Origin of the sequence: Acinetobacter sp. YH12076, assembly GCF_013419525.1 — a bacterium.
GTDB lineage: Bacteria > Pseudomonadota > Gammaproteobacteria > Pseudomonadales > Moraxellaceae > Acinetobacter > Acinetobacter amyesii.
Genome location: NZ_VOZY01000005.1, coordinates 99,474 through 118,714, shown reverse-complemented (window position 1 = coordinate 118,714; position 19,241 = coordinate 99,474). Strand labels below are relative to the sequence as shown.

Below are 19,241 nucleotides of genomic sequence, written 5' to 3'. Positions count from 1 at the left end.
ATCAATATTATAAAGATCGAATTTTGATCAGGGTTATAGCAATTTTTGTACCATTAAGTGATATTTCTCACAATGTACACAGAATAAATTTGATAAAGTCATTCAAATCTACCGATATTTCTCCCGTTTCAGCGCAATATCGTCCGCCCAAATCCACGAAAATACGTTAAAATATGCGATTGCTTTTTTGCCTTTGGAAATTTACATGAATTCGAAACCGCGTCTTTCTACATATTGGGTTACCTGTGCAGATGGACTGGAAACCTTACTCCGCGAGGAAATTGAAGGTTTAGGTGTTCAAAATATTGAACAGTTCCCGGGTCGTCTTGTATTCAAAGGCACACTTGAAGATGCATACCGTATTTGCATGTGGTCACGTTTGGCTTCACGTGTACTCACCCCCATTCATACACATGAATTAGAGTTCACACATGATGCACGTGATGTAGCGGAAGAGCTCTATGAAGGTGCAATAAACTTTGATTGGTCACTTATTTTTGCACCACAAAGTACATTTGCCGTGCGTTTACATATTGAACGTGACATTAAAGTCAATTCTCAGTTTGCAACTTTACGTGTTAAAGATGGTGTGGTCGATTCCTTTATGGAAGCTGTGGGCAAACGTCCAAGCATTGACATTAAGCAACCTGAAATTACGTTGTATGTATTAGCTGGCAAAACTGAACATACTTATTGCTTAGATTTATCAGGTGATTCTCTGCATAAACGCGGCTACCGTCGCTACATGACAGATGCGCCGATTAAAGAAAACTTAGCGGCTGCTATCTTACAGAAAGCAAAACTTAAACAGCATCAACCCGATATTATTTTGGACCCAATGTGTGGTTCAGGGACATTTATCATTGAATCATTAATGATTTTGACTGACCGCGCGCCAGGCCTTGTTCGTCGTTTTGGTTTTAATGGTTGGAATGGTCATGACCATGAACTTTGGATGTCGATCAAAGGCGAAGCTGCTGAACGTCATAAAGCCGCACTTGAAAACCCACTCCCACAATTCTATGCATTTGATGCAGACTGGGAAGCGGTAAAAGCAACCAAACAAAATATTATCGCGGCAGGTTTCGAATCTGTACTTGATCAAATTAAAATTGAAGAACGTACACTTGCAGACTGGCCAGAATTCCAAACAACAGGTAAGAAAAGCTTTGTTGTCACTAATCCTCCATACGGCGAGCGTTTAGGTGATAAAGCCTCTAACCGCGCACTGTATTTAGGTCTATCAGCATTATTACAAAAGAACTTCCCAAATCAGCCTGCTGCAATTATTGCAGCACAAGTTGAACAGGCCGATGTCCTTGCCTTTAATGATCCACAAATTTTGCGTTTGATGAATGGTAAGCTCCCAATTTACGTCCGTTTTGGTACAGTCAAACCTGCAGCAGTTCAAAAGCCTTTCCTCGAGCATTGGGAACCTCAACAATTTGAAAAAATTGAAGGTGCAGAAGACTTTACTAACCGTCTGCAAAAAAACATGCAGAATCTTAAAAAATGGGCAGTTAAAGAAAATATTTTCTGCCTACGTTTATATGATGCCGATTTGCCAGACTTTAATGTCGCGGTAGATTTGTATGGTGATCGTTTACACGTACAAGAATATGCACCACCGAAAAAAATTGACCCTGAAAAAGCCAAAAAACGCTTTAACTTAGCACTTCAAGCGATTCGTGCAGTGACAGGCTTAGGTCGTGATGCGATTTTCATTAAAACACGTGCCCGCCAAGAAGGTAAAAATCAGTACACCAAACAAAGTACCGCGTCTAAACGTTTTATCGTTCAAGAAGGCAAAGCAAAGATTTTGGTGAACCTAACAGACTACCTCGATACAGGTCTGTTCCTTGACCATCGTCAAATGCGTCTACGGATTGCCAAAGAAGCCAAAGGTAAACACTTCCTGAACTTATATAGCTATACCTCTACAGCGAGCTTACATGCAGCGCTTGGCGGTGCAGCAAGTACGACCAGTGTCGATTTGTCAAATACCTACCTAAACTGGTCTAAAGAGAACTTTGTACTAAATGGTTTGACTGTAGATCATGCAGATGAACAACATCAGTTCTTCTCTAGTGACTGTTTTGAATGGTTAAAAGAAGGTCACGAGCAATATGACCTGATCTTTATTGACCCACCAACCTTCTCAAACTCTAAAAAGTTCTATGGTACTTTTGATGTCCAACGCGACCATATGTCTTTACTTAAACGTGCCATGAACCGTTTAACCACTGACGGTACGCTTTACTTCTCAAACAACTACCGTGGTTTTGAGATGGACGATGTGATCATGGCAATGTTTGATGTTGAAGAAATCAGCAATGAAACCATTGGTCTAGACTTTAAACGTAACAGCAAAATTCATCGTGCATGGAAAATCACTCATCCACAAATCTAAGGTTTAACTTTAGCTATTCCTGATCTATGAAATGAAGCACGTCAGTGCTTCATTTCAACCACAACGCCATCTGGATACGTTACTCGAATATTTTCGTGGCGCTCTTGCAGCACAATACGGTTAATCGGTGCCACTTCTGGAGATTGTATTAACCCGACCTGATCCGCTGCCCTTTTCTTTTGAAGCAAATAATCACTCATGGTTGAGCCTTCGAGCTGGGTCTCTTGAATGATCTTATTATTACGATTAGATTTATGATTTGAATTTTTCTGCTGCTCTTCTTTGGGTTTAGCTGCTTCACTCTCAATAATATCTAAGGTTTCTTCACTAAATTGTTTTTTACCTTGCGTTTCATTCGACAAACGTTGATCTGAAATTGAAGTACCCGCAAAAGCTATAGACTGAACAGCGATTAAAAAAATGCTAATAACAAAACTGTGTTTTACCCAAGAACATTTAGGCATGGATGATTGAACAAGTTTCCGTCTAAAAAAATAATCGTGTGACATCGTGTCTTTCCTATTGTTGTTTTGATTGGCTAGTTGCCCATTGACGCTAGCAACTTTTCAACTGTTCAACAATGGCTAGGCCGCTGTGTTCCGATAAAGTGAACATCATGATTCCGCAGCTAAAAATATAAAACCACCAATCTATGACGGTTTTATTTTTTTCAAACTTAACGACTTACTACCTGTTGCTTATTTCTTTTGTATGGCTTGACCAAAAAGCTTTTGACCGAACTTATATTGCATACTCATGACCATGTTATTGCCATCGCGCTTGCCTTGCCCTGATGTTTCAAAACCAGCAAACATGGCTTCGGCTTCCTGTCCTGACAAACTTTTGCCCTGTAATTGTAAAAAGTTATTCATGATTGCAGTCATTATATTTTTATCAAAACTTAAGTCTGCTTGAAAATCCAGCAAGCTCGGCACCATTTTAATAAAAGACTCCATTGAAGCATGGTGACCCGGCATGACTTTCCCCACGACATTTGCAGAGGCTTTACCTGCACCAATACTGATCGAATTATCTTTAGACTCAAAATCAAAACCTTGGCTTGCGATTGCTAAGAAAGCTTGAGTCATCTCTTCACTTGATTCACCCACTGCATCGCATGAGTTTTCCACCTTATGCAAAAGGTCACTAAATGCACGAACTTTATCCAGATTAACTTTATGTAATGCCAAATTTAGTGCGAAATCTTTGGTGACTGGTGAACCTGGGAAATCCATCTCATCAGCTTTTAAGTAGCCTTCAAAGTCCACATCCTGTTTATTTAGTTCGGTCTCCCAACGCAATTGCATACCACGCATGCCGCCTGAGAACTTTTGATCTAAACGTTTGATAGAACCCGCTTGGATTTCAACAAAACCATTTTCAAGATTTTTCTGATTTAAACCTTGATTGGTCTTCATCGAAAAATTTTGCACCATGGTTTGCATTGGACCTTCACTCAACAGAACCACAGGTAAATGGATTGAAAGCTCAGATACCTTAGTGGCTTGCCCCGGTAGACTACTGATCCGAATTTGCAATTGGCTGGCATCAGCTTGTACCGTTGCACCTTGTGCAGTCGTTTTAAATGCAGGAATCTGTAGATCTGTTTTACTTTGACCAATCCAATTGACCAAAGTTTTTGCCGTTAAGTCCGTACCAAAAAGCTTGGCATATTCGGACGTACTTTGTTGTTGAACAATCTTAAAGTTCGAGTTGATGTTATAACCTTTCAACCCACGTTGAATCTGATCGGTACCCTTCAATACGATCACTTCTTTGGGTTTACACGGGTCTGTTTTCAGCGTTAATACCCAATCGACCGTTCCGCCCATCAAGCCCATTTGATAATTGCTGTACTTCACATCAACATCTTGTACAGCTGCTGACCAATTATTCTGTGTATAAAATTGGGCAAGAGATTTATCTGCATATAAATTCCCTCCCACCACAGCTGCTGAAAGCACCGCTAAACTGCCAATTCCCCACATCAATTTTGACATGTCTTTCTCATTCTGATTATTCTTTGCGCAGTATACTGAAGAACTCAGTTACATAAGTACACAATTAAAATGATATTAAATGATTGATTTGACAGTTTTAATTGATTTTTTGATGGCTATCACTTCAACTATATACGCCCAGCTTCAAAATAACTTATACGTTTACGATCAAATGCGGCATATGGATTGCCTTTAAAACTATGAAAATAGTGCTTGGCTTTTAACACGTGAGAGGTGGTATTTTTCATCCATCCTATACGCGGGTCCTTCTCTGCCAAAGTGATGCAATAGGTTTCTTTGCCACGTCGCTTGGTCTGTTGCTTGGCATGAAAAATCAAACTTGCAAATACTTCTAGATGTTCAGGATGACATAGTGGACTATGCAGCATTAAATAATCGAAAGTTCCCTGAATTTTTGGCAGTGATAATACACCACGCACACTCGCATAGGCATTATAAAAAGGCTTCATCAACTTTAATGGACGTGAATAGTCGATCACACGAGTTTGTTTGAAACTCTTTTGATTCCATAATCCGTAGAGTCCAACCAACAGATTATGCTGATCATAAATCAAATAAAAATCGTCCAGATTTAAGCCTGCCCAAAATGGATTTTGACCATCAACCAACGCATTAAAATCATAGCTAGGTAAAAAATTATAATGGTCTTTCATTTTTAAAATGAAATCATTCGCTTCATCTACACGTTCAGCAGTCAGCATTTTAAATTGATATTGATTGAAAGTTTTTGGTCTCATTGCCTGTGAAACAGTAAAGGTTCGAATTTCATCATAAAAAAATGGCAACGGAAAACCTGATCTTTCATGATGTAAAATACTAGCTGCGACAATATTGGCGTTTAAAACTACACTTTCAAAAATCGTATCTTGGGGGATTTCATCATGGACATAGTCCATTAATAATCGCATGACTTTGGCACCACGATACGCCGGATTCATTCTTAAATCGGCAACATAACGTATTAGGTCAGGCTGACCATTGAGATAACAATAACGCCACCCCAAATTCATCATCGCAATCACGATAGATGGATCGTCCACAGGGACAACCACTTTTAAATCTGGTCGATTATACTGTGCATAGCTAGCAGCTAAATAACTCGGGTGACGCTCATAAGATAAGGTAATGCCATTACTTGGCACACTCTCAGCACTAATTTTCATTAGTTGCTCATCATCTTCGACAGTCGCATTTCGAACCGCAAACTTAGTCTCATTCTTTGAATGATATAGCGCCGTTTCATCGAACGGTGCATCTAACACATCGATATCCATCTCAATACTCAATTATTTTTGTTTTCATTTTCTTAAGCGGCTCAGGCTTAATATTCCCTTCAATCATGCCATTGTTCATGGCTAGTGTTTTGTAGTAGTCCCAAGCATCTTGTACATGTACCACTTCAGGTTCATCCAACTGCCCTAGATCGCGTGCCAATTCATAATGAAAATTATGTTTAAGCAAACGGTCTAGTGCATGAGCGGATGGTTGTTTATCTACATTACCTTCACTAAGCAAAATATAGTGTGGTTTTTTAACCGAACATTGTTCGATACCCAAGATACTAATCGGCAAATAATCCGCTTGTTTAAACTCTGCAAGCACTTTAACTGCAGCATTGTGGTCGAGCTTTTCTCCGACCAAATCTACCGTCATTTTGCGACCTAAAAATTTGAAGCATGGCACTTGCTGATAAAAGTCTGTGACTTCTAATTCATCATCAATCACATAACGAATTAATCCTGAACCTGTCGTGATCACAGGACTAACAATATCACCTACTTTCAGTTGCCACGATGGCACCACTTTTTGGCTGTCTTGCAAAATAAATTCATAAAAATGTGACTGATAACTTAAGGTAAAACGGTTTGCAAATGGAATCGTCACTACGCCTTCAGTTGCCCATAAACCTTTACCTTCAAATGCCACACCTGCAATTCGTTGCTGGAGTTGTACTGCCCACTGCTCTGCGCTCGCAGTATCCCAACTCGAAACCAGACTGAGTTTAGGCCACAGTTTTTTCCACGCCGTTGCTTGGGTCAAATCCAAGTCTTGTAAGCGATAGCATTGTTGACAAGATTTAGGAACTTGCAGAAAACTCAAACCCTCACGTTGCCATTGTCCAGTTTTTAAGACCTGCACAATTTCAGCTTGATGTTCATGAATGATATCCAACAATTGCAAAGCAAATGTAGGACTCCATACCGAAATCATGCCTAAATGCTTATCTGCAACGAGATACACCGCGGTTGCAAACATGGCATCTTCGGCTGAATTCGCCATCGCAATTTCAGTCGGTACCGACTGGGTAATTTTACTCAACACTCGCTTCGACAGATTAAGCAGCGCACTGTCATCATTCAAATTACTATTTTCTAAAAGCTTTCTCTGGCTTTCAGGCAACCATGAAACCGACCAATAATGCGTTGAGTTTTTCAGTTGTGGATGAGTGCGATATAAATTAGTGAGCCATAACCCAATAGCTTCATCTAGCTCATCTAAAAAAGCCTGAGTATAGGGAATGAATTTAATTGCTTCACTCGACCCACTGGTCGGTTGGAAACGGATAATTTTTTCAGGCCCCAAACAATTTTTGCCACTTTGTCTGGATTGTTCAATTTGGCTTTTCCAATTGCTATAACGCGAAAGCGGATATTTTTTGGAAAATTGCTCATAGCTTAGATTTTGCGAAATGTGCTGCTTTAAAAAATGGCTTAATTTTTTACGTTGCACATTTTCCAGCTGATTTGCCTGCTGTGTATAGCGCTGAAATGCTTTACGGCAGGCAATATTCAAAACTTGATGTGCTGTAGTGAGAAGCAATCCCATTAGGCCACCTTCGAGTCTGAACCTGTCGCAATATGCAATGTACGTGACTTATAACGTAACTTGCTGTCATGTTTACTTACACTGGTGGTCTTGGTTAAGAATCGATTTACATAACGGTATAAATCGCTCCAACGTAATTCACCAATGCACGGTAGTTCAGTTCCATCGACCCACGTTGGGTTCTTATCTTCAAAGAAAGCAATCTTGGTATTGTTTTCGCGCATCTCATGGGTGATTGGCGCAACATCTGCTTTGAGTGGCTGATAGTCTTCGCCAAAATTCAGCAGACCTGTTTCATGGTTATAGTATTCTGAGAAATATTCTTTACAGTACGATTCGACAAAGTCTTTGAGATGAGCATTTTTCTCACCATAATGTGGATAGTAGCTGTAGTAGTTATTGGCTAAGAGCAGATAAGTTTTAAAGCCTTTAGAGATTAAAATCCAATATACAGGGGTTCTTGGATGACGAAATTTAAAACTAATAATATAACGGAACATTGCTCGGGTTAATGCACGATTCCCCCAGTACTCTTTCTCAATAATGGTATCACCACTGAAAAAAGCATGTCGGGCTTTACCATCAACAATAAAGTCACGCTCCATAACCGTCGAGAATCCGACAATTTGATTATTTTTCGGTTCAATAATGAAAAAAACACCGGTTTTTTCTAAGAAGTCGCGTTCAAAAATTTCATAACGGGTATTGGCATAATACTTTTGGTAAATACCATACATGCGTTTGAGTTCTTGAACAGTGATGTCATCTGTACGTTTATATAAACTATAAGGTTCTTTTTTGATCTGCCTAAGCAGTTTAAATTCCATCATAATCATAATTTCCTGTTGCCATTCATTCATGATGAACGAGCGATATTGTTTTTGTTTTACAGAACACAGTCATCTCGTTGGATGTGTGCGGACGTCATATTAGTGGGTGAAAATGATGAAATGCAATGAACTTTACGTATTTAAACGAAAATTACGACAAGCGTAAAATTAAAAAACCCGGCCTAAACCGGGTTTCTGTTTTTACAACTGGATGTAGCAGATTTGTGCTTTTTAGTTGAGTTTTAACTTTTCAAAAGTTAGGTGATCTCCTTCCGCTTGAACGACAATCGTATCGCCCGGTTGGAAAGCACCTGATAAGATTTTCTGTGCCAATGTATTTTCAACTTGTTGTTGGATAGCACGTTTCAGAGGACGTGCGCCATACACAGGGTCAAAACCAGCATCGATAAGTAATTCAAAGGCACTATCTTCAACCGCCAAACTCATATCTTTATCTGCCAAACGTGAACGTAAGCGATCCAACTGAATATCCGCAATGCCACGAATTTGCGCTTTTTGTAAAGAGTGGAAAACCACCAACTCATCAATACGGTTCACAAATTCAGGTCGGAAATGTTCAGATACCGCAGCCATAACCACAGCGCGAACTTCGTCTTTCGACGGGTTTTCACCTAATTCACGAACATCGGTTGAACCTAAGTTCGAGGTCATCACGATCACGGTGTTTTTGAAATCAATCACACGGCCTTGTGAGTCTGTTAATCGACCATCATCCAACACTTGAAGTAAGATGTTAAAGACATCTGGATGTGCTTTTTCAACCTCATCAAACAACACTACACTATAAGGTTTACGACGAACAGCCTCGGTTAACACACCACCTTCTTCATAACCCACATAGCCCGGAGGCGCACCTACTAAACGGCTCACCGAATGCTTTTCCATAAACTCTGACATGTCGATACGAATAATCGCATCATCACTGTCAAATAAGAAATTACCTAAAGCTTTGGTTAACTCAGTTTTACCTACACCTGTAGGCCCAAGGAATAAGAATGAACCACTTGGGCGGTTTGGATCGGATAATCCTGCACGAGAACGACGCACCGCATTCGACACTGCTACGACAGCTTCATCTTGACCAACTACACGGTTATGTAAGAACTCCTCCATGTGTAAGAGTTTTTCACGTTCACCTTGCAGCATTTTCGCAACAGGAATACCTGTAGCCGCACTTACCACTTCAGCGATTTCATTTTCAGTGACTTTGGTACGAATCAGTTTCGGTTCTTCATTCACCTCGGCAACTTCTTCTTCATTCAAGCGTTTTTGCAACTCAGGAATAACACCATATTGCAAACGGCTAGCTTCTGCTAAATCACCTTCACGTTGTGCTTTTTCAAAGGCAGTACGTGCTTTATCTAGCTCAATTTGAGCCTGATTCGTGCCGTCAACCAAACGTTTTTCCGCAATCCACACTTCTTCCAAATCACTATATTCTTTTTGAACTTCAGCAATTTGTTTCTCTAGGTGCTCAACTTCAGCTTTTGAGACTGAATCTGCATCTTTTTTCACGGCTTCAAGTTGCATTTTCAATTGAATTAAACGGCGGTCTAAACGGTCAAGTGGCTCAGGTTTTGAGTCAATTTCCATTTTGATTCGTGATGCTGCTTCATCAATCAAATCAATGGCTTTGTCTGGCAACTGACGGTCTGTGATGTAACGATGCGACATTTTTGCCGCAGCAATAATCGCTGAGTCTAAAATTTGCACACCATGATGGGTTGCATATTTGTCTTTTAGACCACGTAAAATCGCAATGGTGTCTTCCACACTCGGTTCATCAACGATCACTTTTTGGAAACGACGTTCTAATGCCGCATCTTTTTCGATATATTGACGATATTCATCAAGTGTTGTCGCACCTACACAGCGTAGCTCACCACGCGCTAATGCAGGTTTAAGCATGTTACCAGCATCCATTGCACCATCGCCTTTACCTGCGCCAACAAGCGTATGTAGTTCGTCAATGAAAAGAATAATCTCGCCATCATATTTGGCTAAATCTTTTAGAACTGCTTTGAGACGTTCTTCAAATTCACCACGGTATTTTGCACCTGCAAGCAATGAACCAAGGTCGAGTGAAAGTACACGTTTACCTTTCAGACTTTCAGGAACTTCGCCATTGACGATACGCTGTGCTAAGCCCTCAACGATTGCTGTTTTACCCACACCAGGCTCACCAATCAATACCGGGTTGTTTTTGCTACGACGTGATAAAACCTGAATGGTACGGCGAATCTCTTCATCACGACCAATAACTGGATCTAACTTGCCTTCTAATGCACGTGCATTGAGGTCTAAGGTATATTTGTTGAGTGAATCACGTTGATCTTCGTGGTTATTACTCATGACTTGTTCACCGCCTCGTATTTGTTCAATTGCATTGCGTAATTTATCTGTCGTTACGCCTACACTATTTAATAAGGTTTTGGTTTTACCCGTTTCAGCTAAACCGAGAATCACCCAATCTGTAGAAAGAAACTCATCTCCAGCTTTTTGAGCAAAACTGTCAGCTAAATTCAGCGCCTTGACTGCTTCAGGATTTAGGTTGATGTCCCCTGTCGGCGTAGCAATGGTGGCGGTATCCTGTAGGGCTTGCTGAAGCTTGGTTTTTAACTCAGGAAGATTAGCACCTGCCTGTTGTAACAAGTTTTGGTTCGACGGCTCTTCAAGCAATGTCGAAAGAATATGGATTCCTTCAATGGCTGTATGGTCTTTCCCCATTGCTAAAGATTGGGCATCGGATAATGCTTGCTGCAAACGGTTTGTGAATTTTTCAAATCGCATTCTTGTTATTCCTCACAACAAATTCTGTACTTGAAGCATATATGGGAGTCATATTTAAAATTTCAAATACATTTTTTAAATATTTTTCAATGAGTTAATTTTAAGATATAGATAAATCTCAATTATAATATTGGTATAAATAGAATACTTTTCAAGTCATTTATTGAAGAATTTAGTACTTTATTATATTGTTTAAATACATATGTATTTTTAGGCAATTTTCTTGTCAACTCAACTGACTTTCTGAGAATAAAATTCAATGATTTTCCATTTGCTTAAATAATACAAATGTCAAAAAAGCCCACATTTACATGCAGGCTTTTGCTTAATCCACTAAAAAGTTCAGCTTAAGGTGCAGGATTTGGCTGTTGGCGATGAATAGCTTCAATCCCTTTTAAAATGTCTTCTGATAAATTCACCTCAAAAGCATCAATATTTTCTTTCAACTGATCTAGATTTGTCGCACCAATAATTGTACTGGTGACAAAAAATTGCTGCTTAATAAATGCTAGTGCTAACTGTGTCAACGTTAAACCATGCTGTTCAGCCAATTGTGCATATTGTTCTGTTGCCCATTCACTCTCCGCATTTGAATAGCGGCTGAAGCGTGAAAATAGTGTCACTCGAGCATTGGCAGGACGTGCACCATGACGGAATTTACCTGTTAGATAACCAAATGCTAAAGGTGAATATGCCAATAAGCCCACGCCTTCGTAGTGTGCAATTTCAGATAAACCGATTTCATAAGTACGATTCAACAAACTATATGGATTTTGCACACTGACAATTTTTTCTAAACCATGCTTTTCTGCAAGTTGTAGGAATTTTAACGTTCCCCATGGCGTTTCATTAGATAGCCCAATTGAGCGAATTCGACCTTTTTTCACCTCATGACTTAAAGCAACTAATGTTTCTTCTAAATTGGTAATAGTTTGCGTATTGTTCGCTTCGGCATTGCCATAACCCAATTTACCAAAAAAGTTGGTTGGGCGTTGCGGCCAATGCAACTGGTATAAGTCAAGATAATCTGTTTGTAAGCGCTGAAGAGAATGATCCAGTGCAGACTCAATTTCCGAAGCAATAAATTTAGTTTGCCCGTCACGAATATGACTACCGCCTTGTGACGGTCCTGCAATTTTTGAAGCTAAGATTATTTTATCGCGGCCACCGCGAGCTGCAATCCAGTTACCAATAATAGTTTCAGTTGAACCTTGGGTTTCAGGTTTCGGTGGGACAGGATACATTTCTGCAGTATCCCAAAAGTTAAGACCACGCTCTAAAGCATAATCCAGTTGCTCAAAAGCTTCTGCTTGGGTGTTTTGTTCACCAAACGTCATGGTGCCTAAACAAATTTCTGGAACTAATATGCCTGTATGTGCCAATGGTTTAAATTGCATGCCGCAAATTCCCTCTTTATTTTAAATATCAATATATAAGTCACGAAGTAGCTTACATAAGATATCGGCTTTGTTTAAATCATAATTTTCTGTTTATTTGTCAAAAAATGTGAGAAAGGTTGCTTCCGCTATAATAGTGAGAAATGAATGGACATAAAAAAAGCAAACCCCTGAGTTTGCTTTTTTTTATTTAGAAGAATGATTATTCTTCGTCGTCAAATTCGTCAGAAGCCAATTGGCTTTTATCTTCAAGCGATGCATCAAAAATTAGAATCGCTTTACCATCAGTTTCAATCATGCCTTGCTCTTCAAGTGTTTTTAGAACACGACCAACCATTTCACGGGAACAACCCACGATACGACCAATCTCTTGACGAGTAATACGAATCTGACGACCATTCGGCAAAATCATTGCTTCAGGTTGTGAAGATAAATCAATTAAGCAACGTGCAATTCGACCTGACACGTCAATAAACGCAAGGTCGGTTACTTTACGCGTCGTATTTTTAAGACGGCGTACAAGCTGTGCAAATACCGCATAACTTAAGTCTGGGTATTGTTTGCTTAATTCATGAAAGTTTTCATAGGTAATCTCAGCAATTTCACATACATCACGCGTACGCACTTCTGCAGTACGCTGTGCATTTGCTTCGAATAGACCCATTTCCCCAAAAAAGTCACCCGCATTTAAGTACGCAACCACAATTTCACGCTCATCATCTTCGCGTAAAATGATAGATACTGAACCCTTAAGAATTAAATACAAAGATTTAGATTCTGAGCCCGCATCAATGATTGTTGTACGTTTTGGGTAACGATTAATATATGCACGTTTTAATAATGCCTTCACCGACTCAGGTAACTGCCCCGGAGATAGCGCATCTGTGCTAAGTTGTGAAAAGTTTGAAGTCATGCTAACAGTTTCCGAATATGGATAATTTATAGATCGCACAAGACCTAAAGTGAACTTGTCACACGTAAGAGTTGAAATTCCTTATCAACTCAATTTATGTTAGTGTACAGGTACTGCGTAAATTTATAGCTTTTTTTAGGGACTTGCAATGCAAACTAGTGTTCATTGGCTAGAGAATGTTGCTTTTGAAGCAAAAACTCAAAGTGGTCACACTGTTATGATGGATGGATCACAAGAATATGGCGGTGAAAACCGTGGTCCGCGCCCAATGGAACTGATTTTAACAGGACTTGGTGGTTGTGCATCTTTCGATATTGTGACGATTTTAAAGAAAGCACGCCAAGACATTACTGATGTTCGTTGTGAATTAAATGCAGAACGTGCCGACACTATTCCTGCTGTATTCACTAAAATTCATTTGCACTTTGTAGTCACTGGTCATGGCGTGAAGGAAAAGCAAGTTGCAAAAGCGGTTGAACTTTCTGCTGAAAAATACTGTTCTGCTAGTAAAATGCTGATGGATGGTGGTGTAGAAATTACCCATGACTTCGAAATTTTAGAAACTGAAGATGCATAATTTATTTGTTCAATTAAGAGCCGCATAGAATGCGGCTTTTTTTGTTTCAAATAATCCGCTATAGCATACATTGTATGAAGCACTACTATATAGTCATAAATGCAGAAATATGAGCCAAAGAAGTTTGGCTTAATTACTTAAACAACCGATATCCAAATTTATGTATTTGCATATAGATGCATTTACGCCTAATTCCATCTCAAAATGATTTTACGACTCAATTCCTATGAATCTATATTAGGCCAAATACAATTGGTAATGACCTACGATGAACACTCTTCATATAAGTAGATTTGATTCAACTATAGTCTTAATAACACTTTAATTAGGGTGTGTTGACACTTTTAGCTTAAAAAATAGCGAAATAGTAAAATCAAATCGCCAAACCCAATTTTACTATTCGCTATGCCTCGTAACATGCTGACAGATCAACACTGGCAAAAGTTGAAAGTTATTCTGCGTAATTTATCCATTCACCACAACTCAAATTTACGCAATTTTATTGAAGCTATTCTCTTTAGAATTAGAACAGGCTGTCCGTGGCGAGATATTCCTTCTTGTTTTGGTCATTCAAACTCTATTTTCAAGCGTTTTAATCGTTGGTCAAGCAGTGGTAAGTTACTTAGATTATTTAAATTACTAGCCTCATGCCCCGATATGGAGTGGATTTTTATTGATGGCTCTCATGTACGTGCTCATCAACATTCTGCCGGCATAGCGAATCAATCTATTTCTAAAAGTGTAGGAGGAAACTTCTCAAAAATACATTTGATTGTTGATGCACATGGCAATCCTATTGATTTCATGATTACCGATGGAACCACACATGATGTTAAAGTTGCACCTGATTTAATATCAACATTAGATTTAAAAGAGACAAAAGTGGTATGCGCAGATAAAGGCTATGATTCAGAATCACTGCGTGAACAGATCAGGAAAACAAGGACTAAAGCGAATATACCAAGGAAAACGAATAGCCAATCGAACAATGACCATATGGACTGGTATTTATATAAAATCAGGCATTTAGTTGAAAATATGTTTTGTAGATTAAAGCAATTTAGAGGAATAGCTACTCGATATGACAAGCTCAAAAGGAATTATCAAAGTTCTGTTGCTTTAGCCTGTATATTTTTATGGCTACCTTTATAGGGTTAATTATGAACAGTAAATGTCAACAGACCCTAATAATTTCAGATAAAAAAAAGCAGAATCATTTTGATTCTGCTTTTTGAATTTGGTAGGTTTAACCAGATTCGAACTGGTGACCTCTACGATGTCAACGTAGCGCTCTAACCAACTGAGCTATAAACCTAGAATGCGTAGAATCATATTCATTTTTATTTTTTATGACAAGCCCTTTTCTGACTTTTTTAAACTTTGCGTACAAGTTTTAAGCAAAGCCTTAAAATATTGAATATCATGAGAACTTAGCGCGGTACCTACATAAATTTCCTGCTCAAATAACGTAATAACTTGTTCAAATGCCGCCTTTTCCTGTTCAGGTACATTTTCAGCCAAACGTTGTAACCAATGCCTAAAACTTTCTGAAGCCACTTTTTGCTGGCTCAAGGGTATATTCTTAGCAAACTTGGCAATTTCTCTTTCTAGAGGGCTTAGACTTTTTCTTTTATGCCACATACTCCATATAAAATATAATGCAACAACTCCACCAATACTCAATATAAGAATTAAACCACCTGCATAAGCAGAATTTGTACCGAGCTTTTTAAACCATTGTTGCTGTGATTCAGCATTATAACCCACCACTTTGCTCTGCCATTGGTAACTCGCATAATCACTCCATACACGGACTTTTTTCAACATCGAAAATTGTTGATAGACCCAAGTCGACTGCTGTCTCCCAAAAATTGTCCGATCTTGTTCCATATAATCCTGCATCCCACCATCGATACGCTGCGGTGCGATCATGGCTGTAGGATCAATTCGACGCCAATGTTGATTGACATAAACCTCTGTCCACGCATGTGCATCGAGCTGACGAACCTCCCAACTTTTCCCATCTGGTGCTAATTGCCCCCCTTGATATCCCACGACAATACGCGATGGAACACCTACATAGCGCATCAACATTGCAAAGCTCGAAGCGAAATGTTCGCAAAAGCCTTGTCTTGATCCAAATAAGAAATCATCTATCCGATTTTGCCCCAATACGCCTGGGTTTAAGGTATATGCAAAGCTATTTTGTTTATACCATCGCAAAACCTCTGCAATATAACGCTCAGGATTTTGATGACTTTGCTGCCATAAAGTTTGGGCCAATCGTTGTGATTTAACATCCAAGTTTTCAACATAGCGAGTGTTTAATTTTTCAAGTAAAGCTACATTTTTTATTTGTGGCGGCTCTACACTTCCTAACCATTTCAGTTGAATCGGCTCCGTGCGTGCTGTTAATCGGTAGGGTGTAATTCGACCATCTTGACCTAAAGCAAAACGTGCTTCGTTGGGTACGGATTGCTCCAACGACATAATCCACATCACAGTTGGGTCGGCAGCCAAATATTGATAATTCAACGCCCGCTTGGTTTTTAACTCGGCTGGATTCAGCTGTATAACATTCTGGTTAAAAAAATGACTGGTCCATTTAGAACCATCATATTCATCTAAAGCCATCGCCCGCCAATACAGCTCTGTACGTGGTGGCAACGCTTGAATATCACCGATTATACGAAAAGCCAAACTACTCGACTGTGATAACTCAGCAATATCGCCCGGAGACATGCTGTCACTGATCCCTGATGTGGCTTTATTTTCAGGAATAGGAATGTGCCATAGCGGTGGTAGGCGTGGAAAAAAGAGAAACAGTAAAATAAAAAATGGAACAGCTAAGGCAATAAATTTTCCCACATGCCCAATATCTTGTTTAATCGCTTGTATTTCACCGCCTGAGTTTTGGCTAAAACCAACGGTCTGTAAACGGTATAATCCAATAAAACAGCTTAACAACGCCAATAAAATAACCAATGCCATGGCAAAAGACTGGCTAAACAAAAAACTACTAGCAATCACAAACATCGCAAAGTTAAATAAAATAATCACATCACGACGTGTTTTTGTTTCTAAAGATTTCGCAAATAAAAATGTACTAAGTACTGCAACCCCTGCATCAACACCAATAAAGGTTTTATGGCTTAAGTAAATGCTGAATAAAGCAGTCAATGTCAGCACATAGGTTAAAATTTTAGAAAATGGTTTTTTACTGGCGCGGGTATTGAGTAATAAAATAAGCCAAATGACTAAAAATACCAATGATGTCACCACTGGTATATAAAGCATTTGCGCAATGAGCACTAAAGCTAAAGTGAGTAGTATGGAGCGGCGTATGGTATTTTCAATCATAAATCAAGCCTGCGCCAATAACCGTTTAGCTTCGGAAAAATGCAGTGCTCCAGTGCCTGATGCTAACTCAGCATTAGGTAAATACAGTGCATATTGATCGTGATTTTGCTCAGCCTGCTCGACCAAACCCATCATAAGGCTAAGTTTTTCTTCATGACTTTGAGCTGGCATATAGTGATAATGAATCTCCAATTTCTTTAGATCTTCATATTGTTCAAAGACTTTCACATATAAGCCTTGTCCTCGTGCTGCTTGTTTCCACGACACCGCATGAAGTGAATCCCCCGTCTGAAAACTGCGTAATTCACGAAATTCATCAAGATCAGGTTCAAAGTTTTGCTGTTGCTGCTTATTTTCAACGGAATGCAAACTGGCTTGTGGGGCAACCCACGCAGGCTGCTGTGCATACAAATACGTCCAGGCCCGCACTAAACCAAAGGGATAAACACTATAAAGTTGTATGGGTGGAATCTGAAAAACACCGCGTTGGCTGGTTGTAAAATTTAATTGAAAGCAATGCTGTTGCGTATTGAACAATAATTTATGTAGCTGATTTTCAGTTTTAATCCACAAATATCGCGCCTGTTCAGCATCTTGTTTAAAGTAAATATCGACCGAAAGTAATTCACCTACTTGCGGTGTATCAACAATATTTATTTGTATCTGCAACGCATGAAGTTGCTTAAAAGTTATATAGAAACTAATACACAATACGGCACTAATTAAAAAACAAAAGCCTAAAATCAAGTTATTGGCATAATTCACGCCGGCAATAAAGGTGATGAAAATTAACACCAAATACAAGTAGCCTTGCTGATAGATAAAGATCAAGACATCTTTTTGAGTCAGCTGCTTGTGCTGATCGATTTTAAATCGACGTTCAATCCATTGCTGCCAAATCGAAGCCAAGGTTCAACTCCTTTATTGAATCGAAACTTGTTCTAAAAGCTTAAAGGCTTCAAGATCTGACAACCCAATTCGATGAGATACCACCGCTGCAAAAACCGCTTGCACATCGTCAGGATTCACATAATTTCGCTGCTCAATCAGCGCATAGGCTTGCGCAGCTTTCTTTAAGGCTAAAACACCACGCGTAGAAAGACCATGTCTCCCTTTACGTGTTTCAGCAGCAAGATCCAAAATGTAATCCATCAAACGATCACTCAGATGTATCTGCTCGACAAAACCTTGTAGTTGTAAAATTTCTGCTTCATTAAAGATATGTGCTAATGCTGCAATCAGATCATGGCGTGAAGTTTGTTGGAGCAATAATTTCTCTGCCTGACGCGATGGATAACCTAAAGACAAACGCATTAAAAACCGGTCCAACTGGGACTCAGGTAAGGCATAAGTACCACTTTGAAATAAAGGGTTTTGTGTCGCAATCACCCAAAATGGTTGAGGCAAAGCATAGCGCACACCATCAACCGTCACATACCCCTCTTCCATAGCTTCCAATAAAGCACTTTGGGTCTTTGGACTACAACGGTTGATTTCATCTGCCAATAATATTTGGGTAAAAATTGGCCCAGATTTAAACTCAAAATGATGTTCTTTTTGATTAAACATGTTTACCCCAATCACATCACTGGCCAGCATGTCATTGGTAAATTGAATCCGTTGAAACTTTAATCCCGCCAAATGTGACAAGGCGCTAGATAGTGTCGTTTTTCCTAAACCAGGTAAGTCTTCAAATAGCACATGCCCGCCTGCCAATAGGCAAGCTAAAGCCAATTTGGTTTGCTGATTTTTATCCAAAATAATTTGGTTAACTTGTTCGAGGAATGTATTTATTTTCGGGTAAAAAGGCGCAAGGCTCTGCTCACTTAAAAGCGTCGATGTATTATTTTTTTGGCTTTTCTCTGATCCCCAAAACACCTTTTATTCCCCAATAAAAAAGTTAAATGAATGACTAACATACAGGGTTTTATTTAAAAATACAGTGTTTATCTCCAAGCCATACTCAGTTCAATACTTTAAATACATACGCTTGATATTTATTGGGTATACAAAAACGTTGTTTTCGCTTCGACTGATCACAATTCTGCAATAAAAAAGCGTCCCGAAGAACGCTTTTTTATTGGATTTTTAGCACA

14 protein-coding genes and 1 tRNA gene are annotated in these 19,241 nt (G+C 39.2%); 3 read left to right on the top strand and 12 right to left on the bottom strand.

Annotated features, from left to right (window positions below):
- Positions 1-205 precede the first annotated feature (205 nt).
- Positions 206-2,410, top strand: a complete 2,205-nt coding sequence (rlmKL, locus tag FTU22_RS06260) for a bifunctional 23S rRNA (guanine(2069)-N(7))-methyltransferase RlmK/23S rRNA (guanine(2445)-N(2))-methyltransferase RlmL (RefSeq protein WP_180093535.1) — start codon at positions 206-208, stop codon at positions 2,408-2,410.
- Positions 2,411-2,451: 41 nt separating this feature from the next.
- On the opposite strand, the gene FTU22_RS06255 is transcribed toward rlmKL, so the two are convergent.
- The 8 genes from FTU22_RS06255 to crp form a co-directional block, all read right to left on the bottom strand.
- Positions 2,452-2,919 (bottom strand): hypothetical protein, encoded by a 468-nt coding sequence (locus tag FTU22_RS06255; RefSeq protein WP_180093533.1) that lies wholly within the window; start codon positions 2,917-2,919, stop codon positions 2,452-2,454.
- Positions 2,920-3,108: 189 nt separating this feature from the next.
- A complete protein-coding gene (locus FTU22_RS06250; protein WP_180093531.1) occupies positions 3,109-4,410 on the bottom strand; it encodes a DUF945 family protein in 1,302 nt (433 codons plus the stop codon).
- Positions 4,411-4,538: 128 nt separating this feature from the next.
- Entirely contained in the window at positions 4,539-5,705 is a 1,167-nt protein-coding gene (locus tag FTU22_RS06245) for a GNAT family N-acetyltransferase (RefSeq protein WP_180093529.1), read from the bottom strand.
- A gap of 1 nt (position 5,706) precedes the next feature.
- Entirely contained in the window at positions 5,707-7,257 is a 1,551-nt protein-coding gene (locus FTU22_RS06240) for a GH3 auxin-responsive promoter family protein (RefSeq protein WP_180023473.1), read from the bottom strand.
- Positions 7,257-8,093: a hypothetical protein gene (locus tag FTU22_RS06235; protein WP_306441826.1), complete on the bottom strand. Its 837-nt coding sequence runs from the start codon at positions 8,091-8,093 to the stop codon at positions 7,257-7,259. Before FTU22_RS06235 ends, FTU22_RS06240 begins: the two co-directional genes overlap by 1 nt.
- A 225-nt stretch (positions 8,094-8,318) precedes the next feature.
- Positions 8,319-10,898 carry an ATP-dependent chaperone ClpB gene (clpB, locus tag FTU22_RS06230; RefSeq protein ID WP_180023472.1) on the bottom strand — a complete coding sequence of 860 codons (2,580 nt, stop codon included), beginning with the start codon at positions 10,896-10,898 and terminating at the stop codon, positions 8,319-8,321.
- Between the two features lie 347 nt (positions 10,899-11,245).
- A complete protein-coding gene (locus FTU22_RS06225; RefSeq protein WP_180023471.1) occupies positions 11,246-12,295 on the bottom strand; it encodes an NADP(H)-dependent aldo-keto reductase in 1,050 nt (349 codons plus the stop codon).
- Positions 12,296-12,497: 202 nt separating this feature from the next.
- On the bottom strand, positions 12,498-13,208 hold the full coding sequence (crp, locus tag FTU22_RS06220) for a cAMP-activated global transcriptional regulator CRP (protein WP_180004890.1): 711 nt from the start codon (positions 13,206-13,208) through the stop codon (positions 12,498-12,500).
- A 148-nt stretch (positions 13,209-13,356) separates the two neighbouring features.
- Here crp and FTU22_RS06215 point away from each other — a divergent pair, with 148 nt between their 5' ends.
- The gene (locus FTU22_RS06215; protein ID WP_078191820.1) at positions 13,357-13,785 is read left to right on the top strand and encodes an OsmC family protein; all 429 of its coding nucleotides are present in this window, start codon (positions 13,357-13,359) and stop codon (positions 13,783-13,785) included.
- Positions 13,786-14,190: 405 nt separating this feature from the next.
- Positions 14,191-14,937: an IS5 family transposase gene (locus FTU22_RS06210; protein ID WP_180023470.1), complete on the top strand. Its 747-nt coding sequence runs from the start codon at positions 14,191-14,193 to the stop codon at positions 14,935-14,937.
- A gap of 86 nt (positions 14,938-15,023) precedes the next feature.
- Here the strand turns inward: FTU22_RS06210 and FTU22_RS06205 are convergent.
- The 4 genes from FTU22_RS06205 to FTU22_RS06190 all read right to left on the bottom strand — a co-directional run bounded on the left by FTU22_RS06205 (position 15,024) and on the right by FTU22_RS06190 (position 19,023).
- Positions 15,024-15,100 (bottom strand) — tRNA-Val (locus FTU22_RS06205).
- Between the two features lie 32 nt (positions 15,101-15,132).
- Positions 15,133-17,145, bottom strand: coding sequence for a DUF3488 and transglutaminase-like domain-containing protein (locus tag FTU22_RS06200; RefSeq protein WP_180093526.1), 2,013 nt, complete (start codon positions 17,143-17,145; stop codon positions 15,133-15,135).
- 3 nt (positions 17,146-17,148) lie between these two features.
- Positions 17,149-18,054, bottom strand: a complete 906-nt coding sequence (locus tag FTU22_RS06195; RefSeq protein ID WP_180093524.1) for a DUF58 domain-containing protein — start codon at positions 18,052-18,054, stop codon at positions 17,149-17,151.
- A 12-nt stretch (positions 18,055-18,066) separates the two neighbouring features.
- Positions 18,067-19,023: a MoxR family ATPase gene (locus tag FTU22_RS06190; protein WP_180093522.1), complete on the bottom strand. Its 957-nt coding sequence runs from the start codon at positions 19,021-19,023 to the stop codon at positions 18,067-18,069.
- Between the last annotated feature and the right edge of the window lie 218 nt (positions 19,024-19,241).